The sequence below is a fragment of the Brevibacillus halotolerans genome (assembly GCF_026891775.1).
Taxonomy (GTDB): domain Bacteria; phylum Bacillota; class Bacilli; order Brevibacillales; family Brevibacillaceae; genus Brevibacillus_B; species Brevibacillus_B halotolerans.
The window spans coordinates 1-18,188 of record NZ_JAPTNK010000033.1 but is presented as its reverse complement, the minus strand read 5'-3'; the positions used below and the strand labels follow the sequence as shown (position 1 = coordinate 18,188).

Here is an 18,188-nt window from a genome sequence, read left to right as displayed (position 1 = left end):
GAGCCCCTTGGTAACAGTTCAGTGATGTTAGGGAAAAGCGTGGTATTAGTTTAGAAAAAATACAAGGATGAAATAAAATGAAAAAAATCGTCTCCTAAAGAAATAAGGAAACGATTTTTTCTTTTGCGAAAACGTTCGGGAAAGTATACATTATGGCTGTTCCAGATATGCTGTTTAATTTCGTTCATAAAAGTACATAAAATAGTTTGCAGACGTCCGCTGTAAATCACCCACTTTTACAAACTATCATGCGGTATAATTTACCTAATTGATAGTGTAGGAGGATTTCTAATATGGGTGCAGGAGTTAAACTTGGGTATGTTCGCGTATCAACTAAGGAGCAAAACTTGGATCGTCAAATAAAGAAGATCAAAGAGCTTGGTGTTGATGATCGGTTTCTCTTCATTGACAAGCAAAGTGGAAAAGACTTTGATCGTCCTGGTTATCTTGCAATGAAAAAAGTAATTAGAGCAGGCGATACCATTTATGTAGATGCACTAGACCGCTTAGGCAGGGATTATGACGGTATCGTAAGTGAGTGGAAAGAAATCACACGTACACTGAATGCAGATATTATTGTTTTGGAAAACGCATCACTATTCGATAGTAGTAAGTTCAAAGCAATGGGTGACATGGGTAAATTAATGGAAGATCAGTTTCTTTCGCTGCTTGCCTATGTAGCTGAACAAGAACGTAAAAAAATCAAACAACGTCAAGCTGAGGGTATTGCAGTTGCTAGGGAGAAAGGTGTTCGACTAGGAAGACCAAAGCTCTCCTTAGATACACTATCAAAAGAACAACGTATGAAATTCGAAACGCTATATCCTCAATGGAAAAGTGGTACTATAACTGCTGTAAAGTTTATGAAGGAACTCGATTTAAAAAGGACGACTTTTTATAAGGTATTAAAGGAATATGAAAATACAATATAAAGTATAGTTGTGGGAACCATTTCTATTAAAGATTAGAAACTGTGTGATTGTATTATAATCTCTAAGTCTTTATACTAAAGAGCATGTTCTATTTCGGAAAATAAGGAGTGTATATATAAATGGGAATGTCTTGTGGGATTGTAGGTCTGCCGAAGATGCAACAAGCAATGAGATAAAAGAACGTGTTGCATTAGCTATTTTGAATTCTAACTCAAGGATGGGTAGATATACAGAGTTAGAACAATCCCTTGATGTATATATAAAACTAGGTTACAACCTCATAATAGAAAAAGTTAAATATTTTCGTGCAATTATTCTTTTCAAAACTGGACAGCATAATGAAGCTATTTCTTTATTGAAGGATTGTGTAGAAGAAGCATCAAAAGAAGATCGACTTCACAGAATAAATGATCTAATAGAGGCCTTGTTGAAAATTGATGACTCGGACTCTCTCAAAACTATCTTCAAACAAGAAATAAAAAATACTTCGGTTAAAATTTATACTCCCTATAAGTATTCAGAGCTGGGTAAATACTTTATGAACAAAGGGATCTTTTTAGTAAAAAGCGGCTTATTTAATGAAGGAATCGAAGCATATATAAAAGGGATGGATTTTTACAGCAACATTAACGATCGTATTGGAATCATGGAATGTTCTGAAATGATTTATGGTCATTTGTGCGAACAAGGTAAAGAAATGAATTTAGGTCTTTTGAAAAAGATGAAAGAAGTGTATAATATAGTAAATAATGGTGATGGGAGGAGAGATAAAAATGAAGAAACGTTTAACCGTATTGATGACTGCTTCACTGGTAATATGTAGCTCTCTTTTCGCTGTCGCAATTTTCAGTAACTCTGAAAATCATGTATTCTACAGTAGTGCTAAAGCAAATCACGATGATCCCGGCCATTAAATATTCATTTCTATGTTTAAAGAACACTGTTATCAGTGTTCTTTTTTTTTTTGAAAAAATTGTAGAATCTTGTCGTAATTTATCAAACGTTTCGTTTTTTTTGTATTCTGTTATTTCACGTAACTATTGGTAAAATAATACATAAAAGGGAGCTGGGAGGTGGTTGTTATTAGCCTTTGTTTCTTATTAATGAATGATTTACAACAAACGGTTGAAAACCTTCAGCAGCAATTAGTTGATCTATATGACACAGAAGGTTCGTTTTCAAGTCCAGCAATACTACAGTTGAGTCAACAACTAGACGAATACATTGTTGTAATCCAAAAATGTAAAATTGGTCTTTAGGAGGCATATATAATGCTGGTATGGGGTGGTCAAGACCCTATTGTTTGTATTAATCTTCAAAAAGGTAAAAAAGAAGATAAATTAGAAGTACTGAAAAATAAATGGTTTATAAGGGACGATACCAAAAATAAAAATCAAACAGGAGCGTTTATACATGGCTATTACAAATCTTCATGCACTACGCCCAATACAGATAGAAATCAAATACCATCTAAAATCATATAACTATACGCTTAGTAAACTCAGTGAAATGACTAATATCAATGTCGGGCACTTATGTGGATTCTTGAAGGGAGAAAGGGACTTAACAGTCGATCAACTCGACTCGATTGGGAAAGTCTTTGGACAGCCGGTTGGATGGCTGTATGACTTGTATATTGATGAATGCTTTCCAGACGGGAAAGTTTCTATTAGAAGAGTCAAGAATTATTTAATCCAGTGTGCGGAGATAGACAGAAAAGATTATATCCAGTCAGTAGTTGACAGGCTATTAGCCTCCAATAAAGCCATTGACATCTTTTTTTTTGTAGCAGAGAGATTATTCCGTAGAGGTAGAAAGAAGGAATCCGCTTATTTTTACCAGTTAGTGGTTGATAACGAAATACCTAGCAGGAAAGAACGATTTCTTTTGAGTCACTACCGTCTTTTCAGTGTGTCCGAAAAAATTAATACTGAGGCAGTATTGAGGTCTGTTATTAACTTTGAACCATATTGGAAGAGACTAGAGGAGGGACAACAACTTGACGCTCTTTTAAAACTAGCTGGTTGCTATAAGGTACTGCATAGATGGACAGAAGTTGGTAGATATGCAGATAAATTATTGGAGCAAGCTGATTCAATCTATGATCAATTATACGAGGAAAGAAGAAACAAAAACAAAACAACTAAAGTATTTAAACTAGAGAACAACTTAGTCGCATATTATGGACAAGGGTATCTGTTAAAAGCTATTTCTCTCGAAAAACAGGGGTTGTACGAACAAGCTAAAGTATTTGTCGGCTACTGCACCGATCTTAAATGGTTTGAGCTACTTGATGAAACGGAGCGAGTAGAGGTGGAAAAGTATAAACATTTTGGATTAGAGTATGCATTTAGACTGGATATGCTTATAGGAAACACAAACCTGTTAGATGACTACACGAAATATCTAAAAGACCATCCAGAAGGAATTCTATCTGGTTTAGTAGCAATTTTAGAAGCAGCCAATAAACATGGATTTACTGTAGACGCTACCTTAGATGAGTTTTCAAACGAAATAGACTCTTTTAATAGATATCATGAATCAACCAATTTAGATCATCAACTAGAATTTAGGTACCAGTTAACTATTTACCAGTTCAAAAATAAACGTTATCAGAACGGGATAACAGAAGCATTAAGGTGTCTCACTTTATCTTCTATCTTGAATAAAAGTAAGGAATTCATAAAATGTGTGGCACTTTTTGAAGCATATAGAGACCACGCATCATCTCAACAAGAAAGAGACTATAAGATAGCCTTGGAGGAGGTGATGAATGATGGAACATTAAAAGGACGTTCTCACCCGCTCAGTGAGGAACGTCCAATTGTGAAACATTAACACACATTTATCTTAGCACAAAACGATTACGATTTACAGAATTTCTCAGGGAATTTAATGTAGAAGTTAGATAAAGCTTCATGAATATTTGTCGAAAAACCATAAAATCCTTTTGAAACAGCCGTTTTTCAACTATTCATGAAGCATCTAAGCCTGGAGTGTTATTTATGAATTTGTGGGGATCAGAAAAGAAAAAGTTCTTACAAGAAAATAAGAAGCAAGAATGGGGAGAACGGAGAATTCAACTTAAGAATGAAGCCAGAAAAGTTTTGATCAACAAGAAAATAACAAACCAAAACAATAAACCAAAAAATTTGGATGGTGATATGGTTTGAATTTAAAGCTAAAAAAGGGGATATTGTCTCTACTTTCAGTTACGTGCTTATCCTTGACATTTACTTCTGTTGTCACAGCTTCTTCTGCTAATACAAATGTTGTGAAAGATACAAAATATTACGATCCAAGCCAATACAATATGCACTTTGACCATGAAACAGGATGGTATGTTGATGACTCTGGTAAGACAGTTTATGACCCAGTAAACTTTAGACTCGTCCTAATTGAAGCAAATGTTTATTTAGACTTGAAGAACAAAAAAATTATACCTATAGGAACTTCTAAAGGTATCGTCAAAGAGCAAAAAGTTGTAAGTGCTACTCTTAAAGCCATTAAAGGTTTCGGTAAAATCGTAAGAGCTGGTGGATGGGTACTTGAGAAGACTATAGGCTTGTGGAGTAAATCTAAAGCAGATTTAATACGGAAATACTCAAGAGAAATCGCAGATGCTTGCGAAATGCTGGAAACGGGTACCAAAAAGGCCTTGATAAAAGCGTTAAAGAGATTTAACGTGCCAGAGGATGTAGCAAAGGATATTACTGATATCATCTTCTGGTTCATATAATTAATCATAACCTAGATCAAAATTGGTCTAGGTTATGATTAAATTATATCAAGAAAGGTGAGATGAAAATGAAGAGGTACCCTTGGTTAAATGCTTCTGTTTTCTTTTACATTCTTGGAATAGTCGTATGTGGTGTCATGGCTGGCACCTTAATCCATACTCTATTTTTATATTTCATGTCTTTGATATTTGAAATTAGAATTGAATCCTTTTTTTCCGCGATTGCTTTTTCGACAATTGTGTATCTCTTGATAATACCATCTTTTTTATCCAGCTTTATCACTTCTATGATCAATACAAAATCGGTTGCAAATGGCATAAAATTAAGACTTTTAGAAACTGTAGTATCATTCGTACTTTACTACTTCTCAGTATCTTTTTTAGAAAATATGTATTCTGGAATTTCTATTTCATCAATGGGAATTGTAGTATTAGCGTTAATTTATGCCTTAATAATAAGGTTCGATGACCTCTATAATTACTTAAAAAAGAAATTAATATCATAATTACTTACAACTGGGAAAAAGTATTTTTAACAGAGGGAGTTTTTTTTCATTATATTAAGTTCACTTACAACCTATTTCATTATAGCTACCTCAACTTGATATTACACATTCCTTTCATTCCCATCAGTAGTTGTAGTAGTGACTATCTTCATACTACATTCCATATCTAATAAGAGTGAGGTTTGATAAATGTTGTTACCATCAGACATAAATGGGGGAAGTGCAAGCATGAATGGTGTCAGTTTTTATAGTGACAGCCATGTTTCAAAAGCTACACTATCCCCAAATGGGACTATAGAAATAGAATGTAAAAAGAGAAATGAGCGAAGAGTCCAATTTCTGCGTTTTTTTGAAAAAATCCCTTTTATTAGAGGGGTAGTTATTATAGGTCAGATGATATTAGTAAAAAAGAAATTGCGTATATTCTATAGTCTGTTTGCCAGTCTGTTTGTTAGTATGTTTATTGTAATTAAATGGTTTCCTCAGTTCCTTCCAGAAGCTAAGATAATAATTCCCGCGCCCCTTATTATATCATTAACTATGTCAGTCATATTGCTTGTATTAATTATTAGTCTGGCAGTAATAAGATTTAGTAGGCTGTCTAGATATCATGGTGCTGAACATATGGTCTATAACGCTTTTAGTGCTGGTATAGATTTGACAATTGAGAATGTGAGGAAGATGAGTCGAATATCCGATGATTGTGGCACTAATCTTATAACCATATTGGTAGTGGTATTACTCTTATTAATGATTTTGTTTCCATACATGCCACTTTTGAATCTGTTATTGAGTTTATCATTAAGTTATGAGATTTTTCGTTTACAGAACAACATTCTTTCACGTTTATTCATGAATTTTGGTGGTTTTGTTCAAAAGTATTTTTCTACTGCCGACCCAACTGACAAACAAATTGAAATAGCAATTCTTGCGTTAAAGTCACTTGATGACTAACTCAACCGGGCTGAAAAAGCATATGCATTTACACCGTAATGGAGGTAATTAATTTGGAGATTATTAAACATAAGCTTAACTGGGATGAGTTTGATCATGTATATAATGTGAGTGCCGATCAGATGGAGATGAAGCAGCGCTACTCAAATGTCTTTTACGCTGCTTTGCAAATTTATTGAAGGTAGCTTATGGCTATATGCCAAGTGTTAAGAATATTATGGTACGGCACTGTTTTATTGTAAACGAGGCGGGAGAAGCTATTGACCCTACAAAATTGCTTGTAGAACGGTGTTAACGAAACTGACGATGTCTACGTATCATTTAAAATATTCGAAACCTATCAAGAGTATAGAATAATAGCTGCTTACCTGATCTAATAAAACCACTCATGGATTTAGATGCTTTATTTAGAAGAAGCCCTTGGGCTGACAGTAGTAATAAGATTTTCATTGGACTTTTCCTATTATTATGTGACTTACCTATCAAGGTCGGTATGATAAACTAAAAGTAACCTGGTATTATCCCCTTTGAGTAGACAGTGTAAAAAGCCCGCCCATCTGACGGTGGGTTGTACACTCTACTTGGAGGGGATTTTCCTATGGATAAAAAAGGTTAGAAATTCAAACGTTATTCCGAGGAGTTTAAGCTGAAGGCTGTAAATTTGTATCAAGAAAGAAGGATGTCCTATAAAGCGATAACTAAAGCATTAGGAATACCAAGTTCAACTCAGGTTAAGCAGTGGGCTCGAAAGTTCAATAGCGGAGAAGGGATTATGGATAAACGAGGGAAGAGCCGTTCTGATGACCACCCTTTTATTGGTCGTCCACGCACCAAATTTGCTACTGTGGAAGAAGAAAGAGATTATCTTAAAGCGCAGGCAGAAAACCTAAAAAAGCGCAATCCGAATCTGCACCTAAGGGGAAGGTATGGAAAGTAAATCGGTTTTTAATCATAAATGAGCTGCGTAAAAAATATCCCCTTACTTGGTTAGTGGAAATTGCGAGAGTGTCTCTATTCGGTTACTACAAATGGCTCAACGCAAAAGGAAAACCATCATTGAGACAAGAGCAGAATCAAAATCTGAAGGAACATCTAATAGCGATCCACCAAGCTCATCCATACTTCGGATATCCAAGAATTCAAATTAATTGAAATATCCGGAGGGAATTTGCTTTCCATGGAATGTTTATGGTCGACATATCTCACGATGAGCTGGAGGAACGGATTATTTCTGCTTCACATTGGCTTTCCTGTGGAAGATGCAATTCAACCGTTAAATGAAATGATAGGAAGGGATAACCGATAAATAGAGAGAGCGAGAACCGATCTGACAAACTTATGCTAAACATAAAGAGGACGCGTTATGCTGCTTATCACCAAGAGAAAAAGAGTGCTATATTCTAACTCACGGTGAAGGATTTTCATTTGAGGAAACGGCTAGATTTTTGTGTATTTCGAGAAGTAGTGTTCAAACACTGGCAATACGCGCAAAAAAAAATTGCAAATCGTGTAGTTTCAAGCCTATTCCTTGTCGGATAGGCTTTTTTGATCATAAAAGAATCGTATATTTTTTATTTTTTGAATAAATAGATATAAGTTCCAAAAACTATTCAAAATATTTTTAATTTTTTATAATATAATACATATATTACAAAAAATAACAGGAGTTGAATGTAGTGAAACTATTCAAACCTACAGCAGTAGCTATGGTTCTAGTAGCTGGATTATCGACTTTTTCTGTTGGCGTATCAGTAAGTGAAAATCAGCAGGTTAAACCTAAGAGCGTTAGTCTTCAAACTGCATCAACACAAGAATTAAGAATGAGTTGAACCGTCTTATGAGGGAAACAAAAACAAAAGAATTTTGGGTGGGTTCAACAACTGATGTTACTTTAACACTTCTTCAATGGAGGGGGGATGGCAAGAGAGATGGGTACCCCAAGGTAACATACAAGCTTATGAATCCTAATGGAGAAGTATCCGTTAAGGAGGTATATGCGCAAATTACAATTGAAGGAGATTTCAAGATAACGTTTCCCAATCTTCCCTCTGGGAGTTACTATATCCATATTATAAACAACTCTGATTTTCCGATTCACGGTTTTGGATATGTTGAATATTAAGAAAGCCATTTAAAAAACGTTGCTTTAAAAATGTTTCATAAAAAAGAAGTCACTCTTGATGAGTGGCTTTTTTGTCATGCAAAAGCCACCTATATGTAGAAGGGTAAAACGATGGGAGGTGCTGAATTGAAAATCGTTTCTTTAAGTGATAAAGAAATTGAATTAATCATTAGCGCTCTTGATTATCAAAACTACGAATTTGCAACTTTTGAGGATGATTCAGGTCATTACGATCTTAAATTAAAGCTAGAGCAAAGACTTAATCAAACACAGTAGCTACCTATATCCATCAAATGTTGTAGATTGATGCATGAAAGATACGAAAATTAAAGTATATTAAAAAATATCAATACATTGCAAAATATTGTAAAAAAGTATATATTTGGTATATATTTACATATAAAATACTTGGAGGTGCTTTAATTGAAAAAAGTAATTTTTAGTCTTTTAACATTAGCTCTAGTTACAAGTATTTCCTCATCCGCATTGGCTACAGAAAAAATTAAAGAAACAGAAGTAAAACCGTTAGCAGCAATATTCTATGATCGTGAACCAAATGATACCTGGGAACAAGCTAATCCGTATATGATAGGTGGGCAAATTGACGGAAAATTAGGTCGGAATGATGATAGTCAGGACTGGTATACATTTACCCCTACGCGATCGGGTAAAGTTAGTTTAGTCTTTGCTTATAGTAAAGGGTATAAAAATGTTTTTAGAGTAGAAGTGCATGAAAAATGGAGAGAAGGGAGAAAACCCTTAAGTAGGATAGTAAGCACAAAAGATCCAGGAGATGTTTTACAATTTGATGTTGAAGCAGGAAAAAAATACTATATATGTGTCGATATTTCGATAATAAACTATGATGATGGTAGACATGATTACAATGTATATACAGAGTATATAAATTAAACTCAATAAAGGAATAGAGCTACTCGATAACTGGGTAGCTTTTTTTCATGAAAGGGTGATTAACATGGCATCTACTTCATTCACAGTTAAAGTTAATGGAATTGAGGAGTTAAAGGAGCTTACAAAAGCAATTGAAGATGTTGTGACAGCACTTGAGAAGTTAAATAAATGTACGAGCAAAAGGAATACAGTAACATTATCACCGGCTTTCAATGTAACGAATGCTCAATGTGTAGATGCGGTTTCTACCCAAACGTTGGATCGGATAAATGATGAAATTACCAAGTCTCTTGAAGTGAGTGGCAGAAAGTATGGACTGTAATTCGGTAATTATATTAAAAAATTGCTGTTATATTCCGGCAAAATAAAAACGTATTGTTAAACATTTTTTTCCATATTACCATAATAATGTATTTAATAAGTTGAAAGGGGAAAATACTTATGAAAAAAGTTCTCACAACTCTCTGTTCTACTGCTTTAATGTGTTCCGTTGTTGTTTCGCCTGTTTTGGCAACTAACACAATTGAAACTAAGAATGCGGAGACCACAGGACTTCAAGTAATGGCAGCTGGTGACCGTTGGGTTAATAGTGGAGTTATTACTTCTGGGGAAGTGGAATTAGTAACAGTAAAAACTACAGGTGGTTTAAGTTTTAGTGGTGAGGTAAGCAATGGAACAGTAAAACTATTGGCGAATGGAAAAGAAATAGCTGAACTGAAAAGTGGAGATTACCACGGAAGCAATAGTAAGAAATGGCCGAATCTTAAGGCAGGGACATACACGATAAAAGCAAAGCATCATTACGGATATCCTGAAATTAAAGGGGTTATATATTTTAATTAATTAAAATAAGGGATTTAGCTGAGTCTAGTGACTAAGCTAAATCCTTTTTTTGCAAAACAAACTCAATAGGTGGTGGTGATTATGTAATGGCTAGATCAAGAAGTCCAAATAGAGAAAAAGCCGAAACAATGTATCTCGAAAGTGGCGGAAACATGCTTTTGAAAGACATTGCGGAACAACTTGGGGTAAGTGATTCACAAATACGTAAGTGGAAAAATCAAGACCAATGGGAATCAAAACTCAATAGTAACGTTACCAAACGAGTAGGGGCGCCAGAAGGGAATAAAAACGCCGTAGGCAATCGTGGAGGAGCTGCACCCAAGAGGAACAGCAACGCGGTAAGCCACGGCTTTTTTCGTAAATACTTCCCTGATGATTTAGCTGAGATTATAGAAGAGATTGAATCTAAATCTCCTCTGGATATGTTGTGGGAAAACATCATGATTCAGTACACAGCTATCATACGAGCGCAAAGGATAATGTTCGTAGAGGATAAAGAAGAAATGATTAAAGAAATCAAGAAAAGGAAGTTCGACATCGTGGACACTAGTACGAAGGAAAAAGCATCCTTCGAGCAGGTGGTTACTAAAGAAGAGTATGAATTTCAATTTTCTTGGGATCGTCATGCTACATTTCTAAACGCTCAATCAAGGGCTATGGCAACTCTACAAGGCTTGATTAAACGCTATGAAGAGATGCTTAGCAGCTCACTGGTGACCGAAGAACAACGCTTGCGTGTTGAGAAGTTGAAAGGTGAAATAGCTGTCCTGGAACAAAAGACTTCCAAAGATGATGATAAGCCTATTGAAATCCTCATCAAGAGAAAGGGTGAGGGTTAATGGTTGAAAAAGAGGTTAATCCGCACTTTGAGGAGTTTTTGTTCAACTGGGATCACAAGTTTTATTTTCTGGTAGGAGGGTATGGTTCATCTAAGAGCTATCATGTGGCCTTAAAGCTAATTCTGAAGCTTTTAGAAGAAAAACGAACTGCACTAGTTATCCGTGAGGTCTACGATACTATTAGAGACTCTTGTTTCACATTATTTGAGGATATCGTTATAGAGCTAGGACTTGATGAAAAGATAAGGTTTGTAACATCCCCTATGCAGATTCGTTTTCCTAACGGCAGCAAGATCATATTCAAAGGAATGGACAAGCCTGCTAAATTGAAATCCATTCATAATGTCTCAATTATCTGGATTGAAGAGTGTTCAGAAGTTAAATATGACGGGTTTAAAGAGTTGTTAGGGCGGCTTAGACACCCAACGTTGAAATTACACATGATCTTGTCAACGAATCCAGTAAGCACATCCAATTGGTGTTTCAAACACTTTTTCAAGAACTCCAAAGCAAAACATTTTATCCTTGATGACAAAGATTTATACAAGGAAAGGGTATTGGTTGTAAAAGACACGTATTATCATCACTCAACTGCTGATGATAACTTATTTCTGCCAGCCAGTTATATTGAGCAGTTAGATGAGTTGAAAATACATGACCCTGATTTACACAGAATCGCTCGTAAAGGGGAGTTTGGTGTGAATGGTGTAGTTGTATTCCCTCAGTTTCAATCGCGTCCACACAGCGAAGTTATGCAGGCTATCGAGAGGATTAGAAGACCTATCTTGCGTGCAGGGATGGACTTTGGGTTTCAAACATCCTACAATGCGTTATTACGGCTTGCAGTGGATCATGGAGAGAAGATCCTTTATATCTACTGGGAGTATTACAAAAATAAAAAGACAGATAATAAGACGGCAGAGGAAATAGATGAGTTTAGACGTTCTGGTGAGTTTATCAAGGTTGATAGCGCCGAGCCGAAAACTATTAGTTTCTTCCGTCAAAAAGGATTCAACATGAGGGCAGCTAAAAAGTTCCAAGGCTCCCGTGAACAGTACACAAAGAAGATCAAACGTTTTAAAAAGATCATCTGTTCTGATCATGCCCAAACACCATAGAGGAATTGAAAGGGTTAACATTTGCAGTCGATAAACAAGGGGAAATACTCGAAGATGAGTTCACCACTGACCCTCATACGTTATCGGCTATTTGGTATGCGCTCGATGATTACGAGGTATCAGATTTAAAAGGTGGATCAGTTTCATTTGACTAGAAAGGAGATAGGAGAAGATGGATGAGAATAAGATAAAAGCTGTCACGGAAGTAACGGCTGACAATAAACTTATTACATGGGGCGACCCAGAGAATTTTCGGTATAACTTGGAAGGAAGTTGAAACAAGTACTTTATTTTTGAATAAGTTTTGCGATGTCTTCTTGTAGTTTCCTATTATTTTCTTCTATCAGTTGCGATTGCCAATCGAATATTATGGCCGGATACTACTGCATCAGGGTTTATGTACTGCAACAATATTTTGTCCAATTCTTAAACACTAAACTTAATTTTATCCATATTTTTATTCCTTTCCATTGGTTTATAAAAAGAACTTGAATGTGCGAAATTCATGTTCTTCTAACAAATGGATTCAACAATTAGATAGATAGTCCTACAAATAAAGGAGGTTTTATGATCTTTACTGAAACAGATCGGATTAATTAAATTAGAAGAGTTTATCTAACGAGAAGTAGACGAGTGGGAAGAAATTGACTGAGTTTTAAAAAAATTGGTGACAACGAGGACTTGAAAAAGCAGATCGAGATCCTACAAAACGATAACAAGACGAAAGATGAGCAATATCAAGAAAAGATCAAAGATATGCAAGTGGCTACAGCTATCAAGCTTGCCTTAACAGGCGAAGCACATGACCCTGATCTAATTGCGAGGCTACTAGATAAATCAAAAATTGAGATCAATGAAGACGGTACATTAGAAGGCGGTCTTGATGATCAAGTTAAGGCGTTGCGGAATGACCCCATAACGTGAGACAAATCAAAACACCTTCAAGAGAATGCAACCATGTCGTAAGATATGGAAGTAACCTGGAGGTGTTTTTTCTTTGGCAACGAGAGTGAGTTACCCTATGGAAATTAAGATGAAGGCTGTTGAGATGAGATTGGCTGGTATCCCCGTGAAAGAAGTGATGGATCAGCTTTGTATTAAAAACAAAACACAACTTAAAACATGGATGCGATGGTACAGAAATGGCGAGACACATCGTTTTGAGCAGCCTGTAGGTAAACAGTACACGTATGGGAAAGGGGCGGAATTTACCTCAGAGCTGGAGAAATTGAAACAAGAAAATAGGTTCTTAAAACAACAACTTGATGTTTTAAAAAAGTACAGGGAGTGGGAAAGGAGGTGTCACCAGAAGTAGTAGTTCAATGGATGAACGAGATAAAGGGAGAAGTATCTACGCAATTAGCATGCCAGTGGCTCGGAATTCCTCGCTCTACGTACTATCGATGGAGAAAACAAGTAGACGTACAGGTTCTGAATCCTTTGGTTTCCCATATCCGAAGATTGTGTCAGGAACATCGCTTTCGTTATGGATACCGTAAAATCACTGCACTTTTGCGACGAGTGATGCAAATTAATCATAAGCGAGTGCAACGAATTATGAGAGAAGAAGGATTGCAATGTCGAGTCAAAGTAAAAAAGCGAAAGAGAATCGGACAACCGATACAGGTTGCGGATCATCTTTTGAAACGGGATTTTCAGGCGAATCATCCGCTACAGAAGCTGGTCACAGACATTACTTACCTGCCTTACGGCGGAAAAATGTTGTACTTATCCAGTATCATGAGCTTATACAATGGCGAGATCATCGCCTACAATATTGGAGACACGCAAGATACTACCTTGGTTTTAGATACGTTGCAGCAACTTCCACTACTGGAGCAATGCATGTTGCGTCTATACATCGTCGGCTTATCAATTAGCTGTAAAGGAAAGAGGCATTACCATGAGTATGTCCCGGAAGGGAACACCTGTTGATAATGCACCGATTGAATCGTTTCACGCCTGCCTCAAGTCGGAAACGTTCATCCTCGAAGGGTTAACCTGTACAACGGCGGCAATCGTTGAACAGACCGTTCGAGAATATATCTCTTACTATAACTCAATTCGCATTCAAACAAAACTAAACAACCAGTTGCCGGTGGAATTCTGACGACTAGCTGCTTAAACGTGTAAGGTGTTTTGATCCCTGTCCTACAAACGGGGGTCAGTCCCGTCCCCACCGTGGGCGGGCTTTTTACACTGTCTACTCAAAGGGGATAATACCACAATGTGGTGCTTTTTTCTTTTGTACATATTGTTTACATCATGTCGCAATAACTCTGTTTGAACTGTAGTTTCTGTAACATTAATAGGGGTTTTTGTTTACAATAACTAATTTTCTGAAAATTAGAATTTTAACCGGTTGGGTTTCCGTAAGCAATAACCTTTATTTCTGCAACAGTAACTCTAGTTTCTGCTGCATGATGTATGCAATAAGTACACAAAAGAAAAGAAATATGTCTATAGGTCATTTTGATAGATATTTTTTCTATTAAAAAAGGAAAGTGAAACAATGCCTAGCAAACCATTAAAGACTTGTTTACATTCCAGATGCCCAACACTATCAAGAGAAGCTTTGCATCAAAAGAAACAAGTACAGCAGTATGACCGAGAACGCGGATCATCTAACCAACGTGGCTAAGATGCCAAATGGAGAAAAGCAAGAATAGGATTTTTAAGAAAGCATCCACTCTGCAAACATTACTTTGATAAAGGGGTACTCACTGGTGCTACAGTAGTTGACCATATCATTCCACACAAGGGAGATAAGACGTTGTTTTGGGATCGGAACAATTGGCAACCATTGTGTGAGCAGTGTCATAACAGAAAGACTGCTAGAGAAGATAGAGGCTCTTGGAGATGATACTTTAAAAAGGTTCAACCACCGACAAAGGATAGACGGTGGTTGAATATGGTTAAGATTAGGGATGACTCAAGCTCAATGACTCTGGTGCAGTGGCTACAGCATTTCCATAATTTATTAGATGCAAAAAAATAAAAACTGACTGGACTGATTAATTGATTCATTTGGATCGTTTTCACTTGAAAATCTAACCCGAAAATAATATACCGGGTAAAATGATCCTTTAAAGTTGTATGGAGGTATTGAGAAGAGGGGGGTATCAAAAACCTGCACAGCACCGCCTCTAGACCGCGTGGCAGTCTTCCGTAAAAAAATTCCCTAAATGGATTTTCAGAAATGAAAGGTATACATAGAAAATAAGTGTTAGACTCACTGCAAGTTATTGAACTAACGGGCAAAAATGCTCAATAAAACTATTTTGGTTAAGAGTAGGCGTGGTAAAATACGTTAACCGACCGGGGAGGGAGAAATATGGATGTATCTATCCGAAACGCTCATCAAAATGACTACGAGTCTTTGTTGCCTTTGTTCAGGCAGGTTCATGATCTACACGTTTTTGAAAGACCAGATTTGTATAAAGAAAACCCAACTCCAGTCGGGAAAGAATTCTTCGAAAGCCAGCTAATTGATGTCAAACAGCATATTTTTGTGGCTACCATAGGCTTAGAGATAATTGGAGTAGTTGTGACGAGAGAAGAAGACATTACTGAAAATTCATTTGTGAATGCGAGAAAGATATTATTTGTAAATAGTTTGTGTGTTTCCGAAACGTACAGAAATAAGGGCGTTGGAAAGAGACTTATGCAATATGTTATTGATTTCGGGGGAAGTCTGAAGGTTGATAGTATTGAATTAGGGGTATCGGAGAAAAATGCTTCTGCAATTTTATTTTATGAATTGATCGGAATGACAACGAAGAGTAGAAAAATGGAGCTTAGATTGAACTAACGGAGATCGATAGCTTCCATAAATAAATGCCAGTCTAGCACTTTGTTTGCATAGTTTAATTATAGTAACGTAAATAGAGGATGCTGCTGAAAAGTTATATAAACATATTGGAGGAGAATACATTGATGAAAATCGACGAAGATATTTTAGTAATAAATGAAAGTATATGCAAAAATATAGCTAGATTTGATGCCTCTGAAAGAGGGCTTTTGTCCCAAAACATTCTATCGCAGCTCAGAAACTTCGTTGAATCAATTGCAGTGAAAATATATGGAGCTGGAAACGATATTGAACTTATATATAACAATATATCGAAAGCTCTAGAACATATAAAATCAAAAGGGAGGTATAGATTTTTAAGTAAATTTCACAACTTGTTACAGATTTCGGCTTCTCACTATACTCTTGATGAGGGAAAGTCAGAAAGACTCATGTTAAAGTACTACGAGTACTTGCTAAAAATAAAGGTCTTTTTAAAAAATACATATAATTTAGATGTACTAGAAAATATCGATAATTTCCCTCTTGACACTGATTCTAATCTATTGGAGTACTATGAAAAAATTGCTGCTAGAATAAATCAATCTAAATCAAATATAACCAGAAGTTCTTATAATGATAGGTACTATATTCAAAAAGTAAAACCGATTTTTGTTAATCATTATATATACTATGAGGTGACTTTCACTGTTGCTAATGATAAGGCAAGCAAATTCGATAGAGTAATAGCGTTTACTAAACTGGAAATTTCACACAATTATGCTGTCAAGCTTTCGGTAAGAAATGATACTATTGATATAATGGGAAAGATAATGCCTATTCAGATTATTGAGGGATGGGAAGTGTCGATACGTCCATGCGAACTTAATAGGTTTGCTCAAATAGTTGGGGAGCGTCGTATTAATGGTGGCACGACAGAATATCGTGAATTATTGCGTTTCCTAACGGAAACGGGTATAAGTTTAGTTGACTTGATAGATTCTTCTGATGACTACTTCTACTATGTAAAAAATCAAAAATTTAGAAGTGTGACGGATTTTCGTTTTTTTGGCGCTTTAGAAAAAAGTCGTGAACTGGTACTAGGTAATCGTCCTGGCAGTAATGTAATTAGATATTTGCTTCATAAATTAAATAATAAAGTTTTAAAGCAGCAGCATTGGAACCAGGCTTGTAAGAATTTATCATATTTGAATTTGAGCTATGGTTGTATTCCGTTTGATGAAATGCCGTTCAATACATCGCTGAGAAATCACAATCCGAAAATCTTAGATTTGTTGGAGTGTATAAAACTTTCAGGTCGAGAACATGAACTTCTTGCACGGTTAATTAAAAACAACACTGAAAGGAATGGAGTATTGTTCACTCCTAAAAAAAATATTGAAGGATTTGATAATATAGACACTCTTTTGCAGAAGTATAATAACGCTCTATATTACAAACATGCTCATCGAAGATTGGAAAACTATAAAGACCACATCTATATCAATGGTTACGCTGAAGATAGCGTTGAAATTATTAGAAAGCTTAGGGAGATATCTTCATCTGGTATTAATAACTACTTAAATTCAGTGGAATTTTGGTTACAGTCATCTGCTTATAATATAGATTGTGATGAGAAGAAATCCGCATTGAAGCAAATGTTTGTGAACTCCCGTGTAGCTTTGATTTATGGTTCTGCCGGAACAGGTAAATCTACATTGATTAACCATGTATCGAATTTCTTCAATGACAGGAAAAAAATATATTTAGCTAACACAAATCCAGCTGTAGATAATCTAAGACGTAAAGTAACTGCTGCAAATTGCTCCTTTAAGACTATTAGAAAGTTTTTATCAACAAAAGATTCTGATGCTATATGTGATTTGTTGATCATCGATGAATGTAGCACAGTCAGTAATACGGACATGAAGGAAATTCTTGAAAAAGCATCATACAAATTATTGATTTTAGTCGGAGACATTTACCAAATTGAATCAATTGTATTTGGAAATTGGTTTAGTATTGCACGGTCATTCATATCAGCAAAATCTGTCTTTGAATTAACAAAGCCATACCGTACTACAAGTCCAGATTTGCTAAATGTTTGGAATAGAGTGCGGAATATAGATATGGCAATTTTAGAACCATTAGTAAAAAGTAATTATTCTGTAGCCTTGGATGATTCGATATTTGATAATTCTAAAGAAGATCAAATTATTCTCTGTTTAAATTACGATGGTCTATACGGCATAAATAATATAAATAGATTTCTACAGGGTAATAACACAAGTCCTCCTATACAGTGGCTGGAGTTAGTATAGTTTCATGGACACCTCTTAGTTAAGTCCTTACAATGAAAACAAGAGGAGATGAGTCCGGATGGAACACAAAAAAACGAACAAGAGATACAATGAAGATTTTAAAAGAACAGTG

Annotated in this window: 21 protein-coding genes and 3 pseudogenes; all 24 read left to right on the top strand. The window is 35.7% G+C overall.

The features are described 5' to 3' along the window. The first annotated feature begins 293 nt into the window (after positions 1–293). The 24 genes and pseudogenes from O0550_RS23580 (at position 294) to O0550_RS23465 (ending at position 18,076) form a co-directional block, all read left to right on the top strand. Positions 294–932 (top strand): recombinase family protein, encoded by a 639-nt coding sequence (locus O0550_RS23580; protein WP_258427360.1) that lies wholly within the window; start codon positions 294–296, stop codon positions 930–932. Between the two features lie 130 nt (positions 933–1,062). After that, a complete protein-coding gene (locus O0550_RS23575; RefSeq protein ID WP_258427359.1) occupies positions 1,063–1,755 on the top strand; it encodes a tetratricopeptide repeat protein in 693 nt (230 codons plus the stop codon). Positions 1,756–2,035: 280 nt separating this feature from the next. Continuing rightward, entirely contained in the window at positions 2,036–2,191 is a 156-nt protein-coding gene (locus O0550_RS23570; protein ID WP_022586267.1) for an aspartyl-phosphate phosphatase Spo0E family protein, read from the top strand. A 12-nt stretch (positions 2,192–2,203) separates the two neighbouring features. Next, positions 2,204–2,416 carry a hypothetical protein gene (locus O0550_RS23565; protein ID WP_258427358.1) on the top strand — a complete coding sequence of 71 codons (213 nt, stop codon included), beginning with the start codon at positions 2,204–2,206 and terminating at the stop codon, positions 2,414–2,416. Next, positions 2,346–3,770 (top strand): helix-turn-helix domain-containing protein, encoded by a 1,425-nt coding sequence (locus O0550_RS23560; RefSeq protein ID WP_258427357.1) that lies wholly within the window; start codon positions 2,346–2,348, stop codon positions 3,768–3,770. Before O0550_RS23565 ends, O0550_RS23560 begins: the two co-directional genes overlap by 71 nt. A 167-nt stretch (positions 3,771–3,937) precedes the next feature. Then, on the top strand, positions 3,938–4,105 hold the full coding sequence (locus O0550_RS23555) for a hypothetical protein (RefSeq protein ID WP_258427356.1): 168 nt from the start codon (positions 3,938–3,940) through the stop codon (positions 4,103–4,105). After that, positions 4,102–4,671, top strand: coding sequence for a PDDEXK family nuclease (locus O0550_RS23550; RefSeq protein ID WP_258427355.1), 570 nt, complete (start codon positions 4,102–4,104; stop codon positions 4,669–4,671). The genes O0550_RS23555 and O0550_RS23550 overlap by 4 nt, the downstream gene beginning before the upstream one ends. Positions 4,672–5,366: 695 nt before the next feature. After that, entirely contained in the window at positions 5,367–6,131 is a 765-nt protein-coding gene (locus O0550_RS23545) for a DUF1385 domain-containing protein (RefSeq protein ID WP_258427354.1), read from the top strand. A gap of 53 nt (positions 6,132–6,184) precedes the next feature. Next, on the top strand, positions 6,185–6,310 hold the full coding sequence (locus tag O0550_RS23540; RefSeq protein WP_258427353.1) for a hypothetical protein: 126 nt from the start codon (positions 6,185–6,187) through the stop codon (positions 6,308–6,310). A gap of 455 nt (positions 6,311–6,765) precedes the next feature. After that, a pseudogene (locus O0550_RS23535) lies at positions 6,766–7,068 on the top strand (helix-turn-helix domain-containing protein); the annotation flags it as partial. A 460-nt stretch (positions 7,069–7,528) separates the two neighbouring features. Continuing rightward, positions 7,529–7,717 carry a hypothetical protein gene (locus tag O0550_RS23530; RefSeq protein ID WP_258427362.1) on the top strand — a complete coding sequence of 63 codons (189 nt, stop codon included), beginning with the start codon at positions 7,529–7,531 and terminating at the stop codon, positions 7,715–7,717. 90 nt (positions 7,718–7,807) lie between these two features. Then, on the top strand, positions 7,808–7,960 hold the full coding sequence (locus O0550_RS23525) for a hypothetical protein (RefSeq protein WP_258427351.1): 153 nt from the start codon (positions 7,808–7,810) through the stop codon (positions 7,958–7,960). Positions 7,961–7,968: 8 nt separating this feature from the next. Further along, positions 7,969–8,253 carry a hypothetical protein gene (locus O0550_RS23520; RefSeq protein WP_258427350.1) on the top strand — a complete coding sequence of 95 codons (285 nt, stop codon included), beginning with the start codon at positions 7,969–7,971 and terminating at the stop codon, positions 8,251–8,253. 111 nt (positions 8,254–8,364) lie between these two features. After that, a complete protein-coding gene (locus O0550_RS23515; RefSeq protein ID WP_258427349.1) occupies positions 8,365–8,529 on the top strand; it encodes a hypothetical protein in 165 nt (54 codons plus the stop codon). A 147-nt stretch (positions 8,530–8,676) separates the two neighbouring features. Further along, a complete protein-coding gene (locus tag O0550_RS23510) occupies positions 8,677–9,165 on the top strand; it encodes a hypothetical protein (RefSeq protein ID WP_258427348.1) in 489 nt (162 codons plus the stop codon). Positions 9,166–9,229: 64 nt separating this feature from the next. Then, the gene (locus O0550_RS23505) at positions 9,230–9,487 is read left to right on the top strand and encodes a hypothetical protein (RefSeq protein WP_258427347.1); all 258 of its coding nucleotides are present in this window, start codon (positions 9,230–9,232) and stop codon (positions 9,485–9,487) included. A gap of 119 nt (positions 9,488–9,606) precedes the next feature. Then, complete coding sequence (locus O0550_RS23500) at positions 9,607–10,008, top strand: hypothetical protein (RefSeq protein ID WP_258427346.1); 402 nt, start codon at positions 9,607–9,609, stop codon at positions 10,006–10,008. 86 nt (positions 10,009–10,094) lie between these two features. Then, a complete protein-coding gene (terS, locus tag O0550_RS23495) occupies positions 10,095–10,847 on the top strand; it encodes a phage terminase small subunit (protein WP_258427345.1) in 753 nt (250 codons plus the stop codon). Then, positions 10,847–12,120, top strand: a pseudogene (locus tag O0550_RS23490) (PBSX family phage terminase large subunit). The gene terS and the pseudogene O0550_RS23490 overlap by 1 nt, the downstream one beginning before the upstream one ends. A 493-nt stretch (positions 12,121–12,613) precedes the next feature. After that, complete coding sequence (locus tag O0550_RS23485; RefSeq protein ID WP_276565106.1) at positions 12,614–12,889, top strand: phage scaffolding protein; 276 nt, start codon at positions 12,614–12,616, stop codon at positions 12,887–12,889. Between the two features lie 73 nt (positions 12,890–12,962). Continuing rightward, positions 12,963–14,075, top strand: a pseudogene (locus tag O0550_RS23480) (IS3 family transposase). Between the two features lie 663 nt (positions 14,076–14,738). Continuing rightward, entirely contained in the window at positions 14,739–14,828 is a 90-nt protein-coding gene (locus tag O0550_RS24585; RefSeq protein ID WP_309304395.1) for an HNH endonuclease, read from the top strand. A gap of 471 nt (positions 14,829–15,299) precedes the next feature. Then, positions 15,300–15,776: a GNAT family N-acetyltransferase gene (locus O0550_RS23470; protein ID WP_258427344.1), complete on the top strand. Its 477-nt coding sequence runs from the start codon at positions 15,300–15,302 to the stop codon at positions 15,774–15,776. Between the two features lie 125 nt (positions 15,777–15,901). Next, positions 15,902–18,076: an AAA family ATPase gene (locus tag O0550_RS23465; protein ID WP_258427343.1), complete on the top strand. Its 2,175-nt coding sequence runs from the start codon at positions 15,902–15,904 to the stop codon at positions 18,074–18,076. Positions 18,077–18,188: the final 112 nt, after the last annotated feature.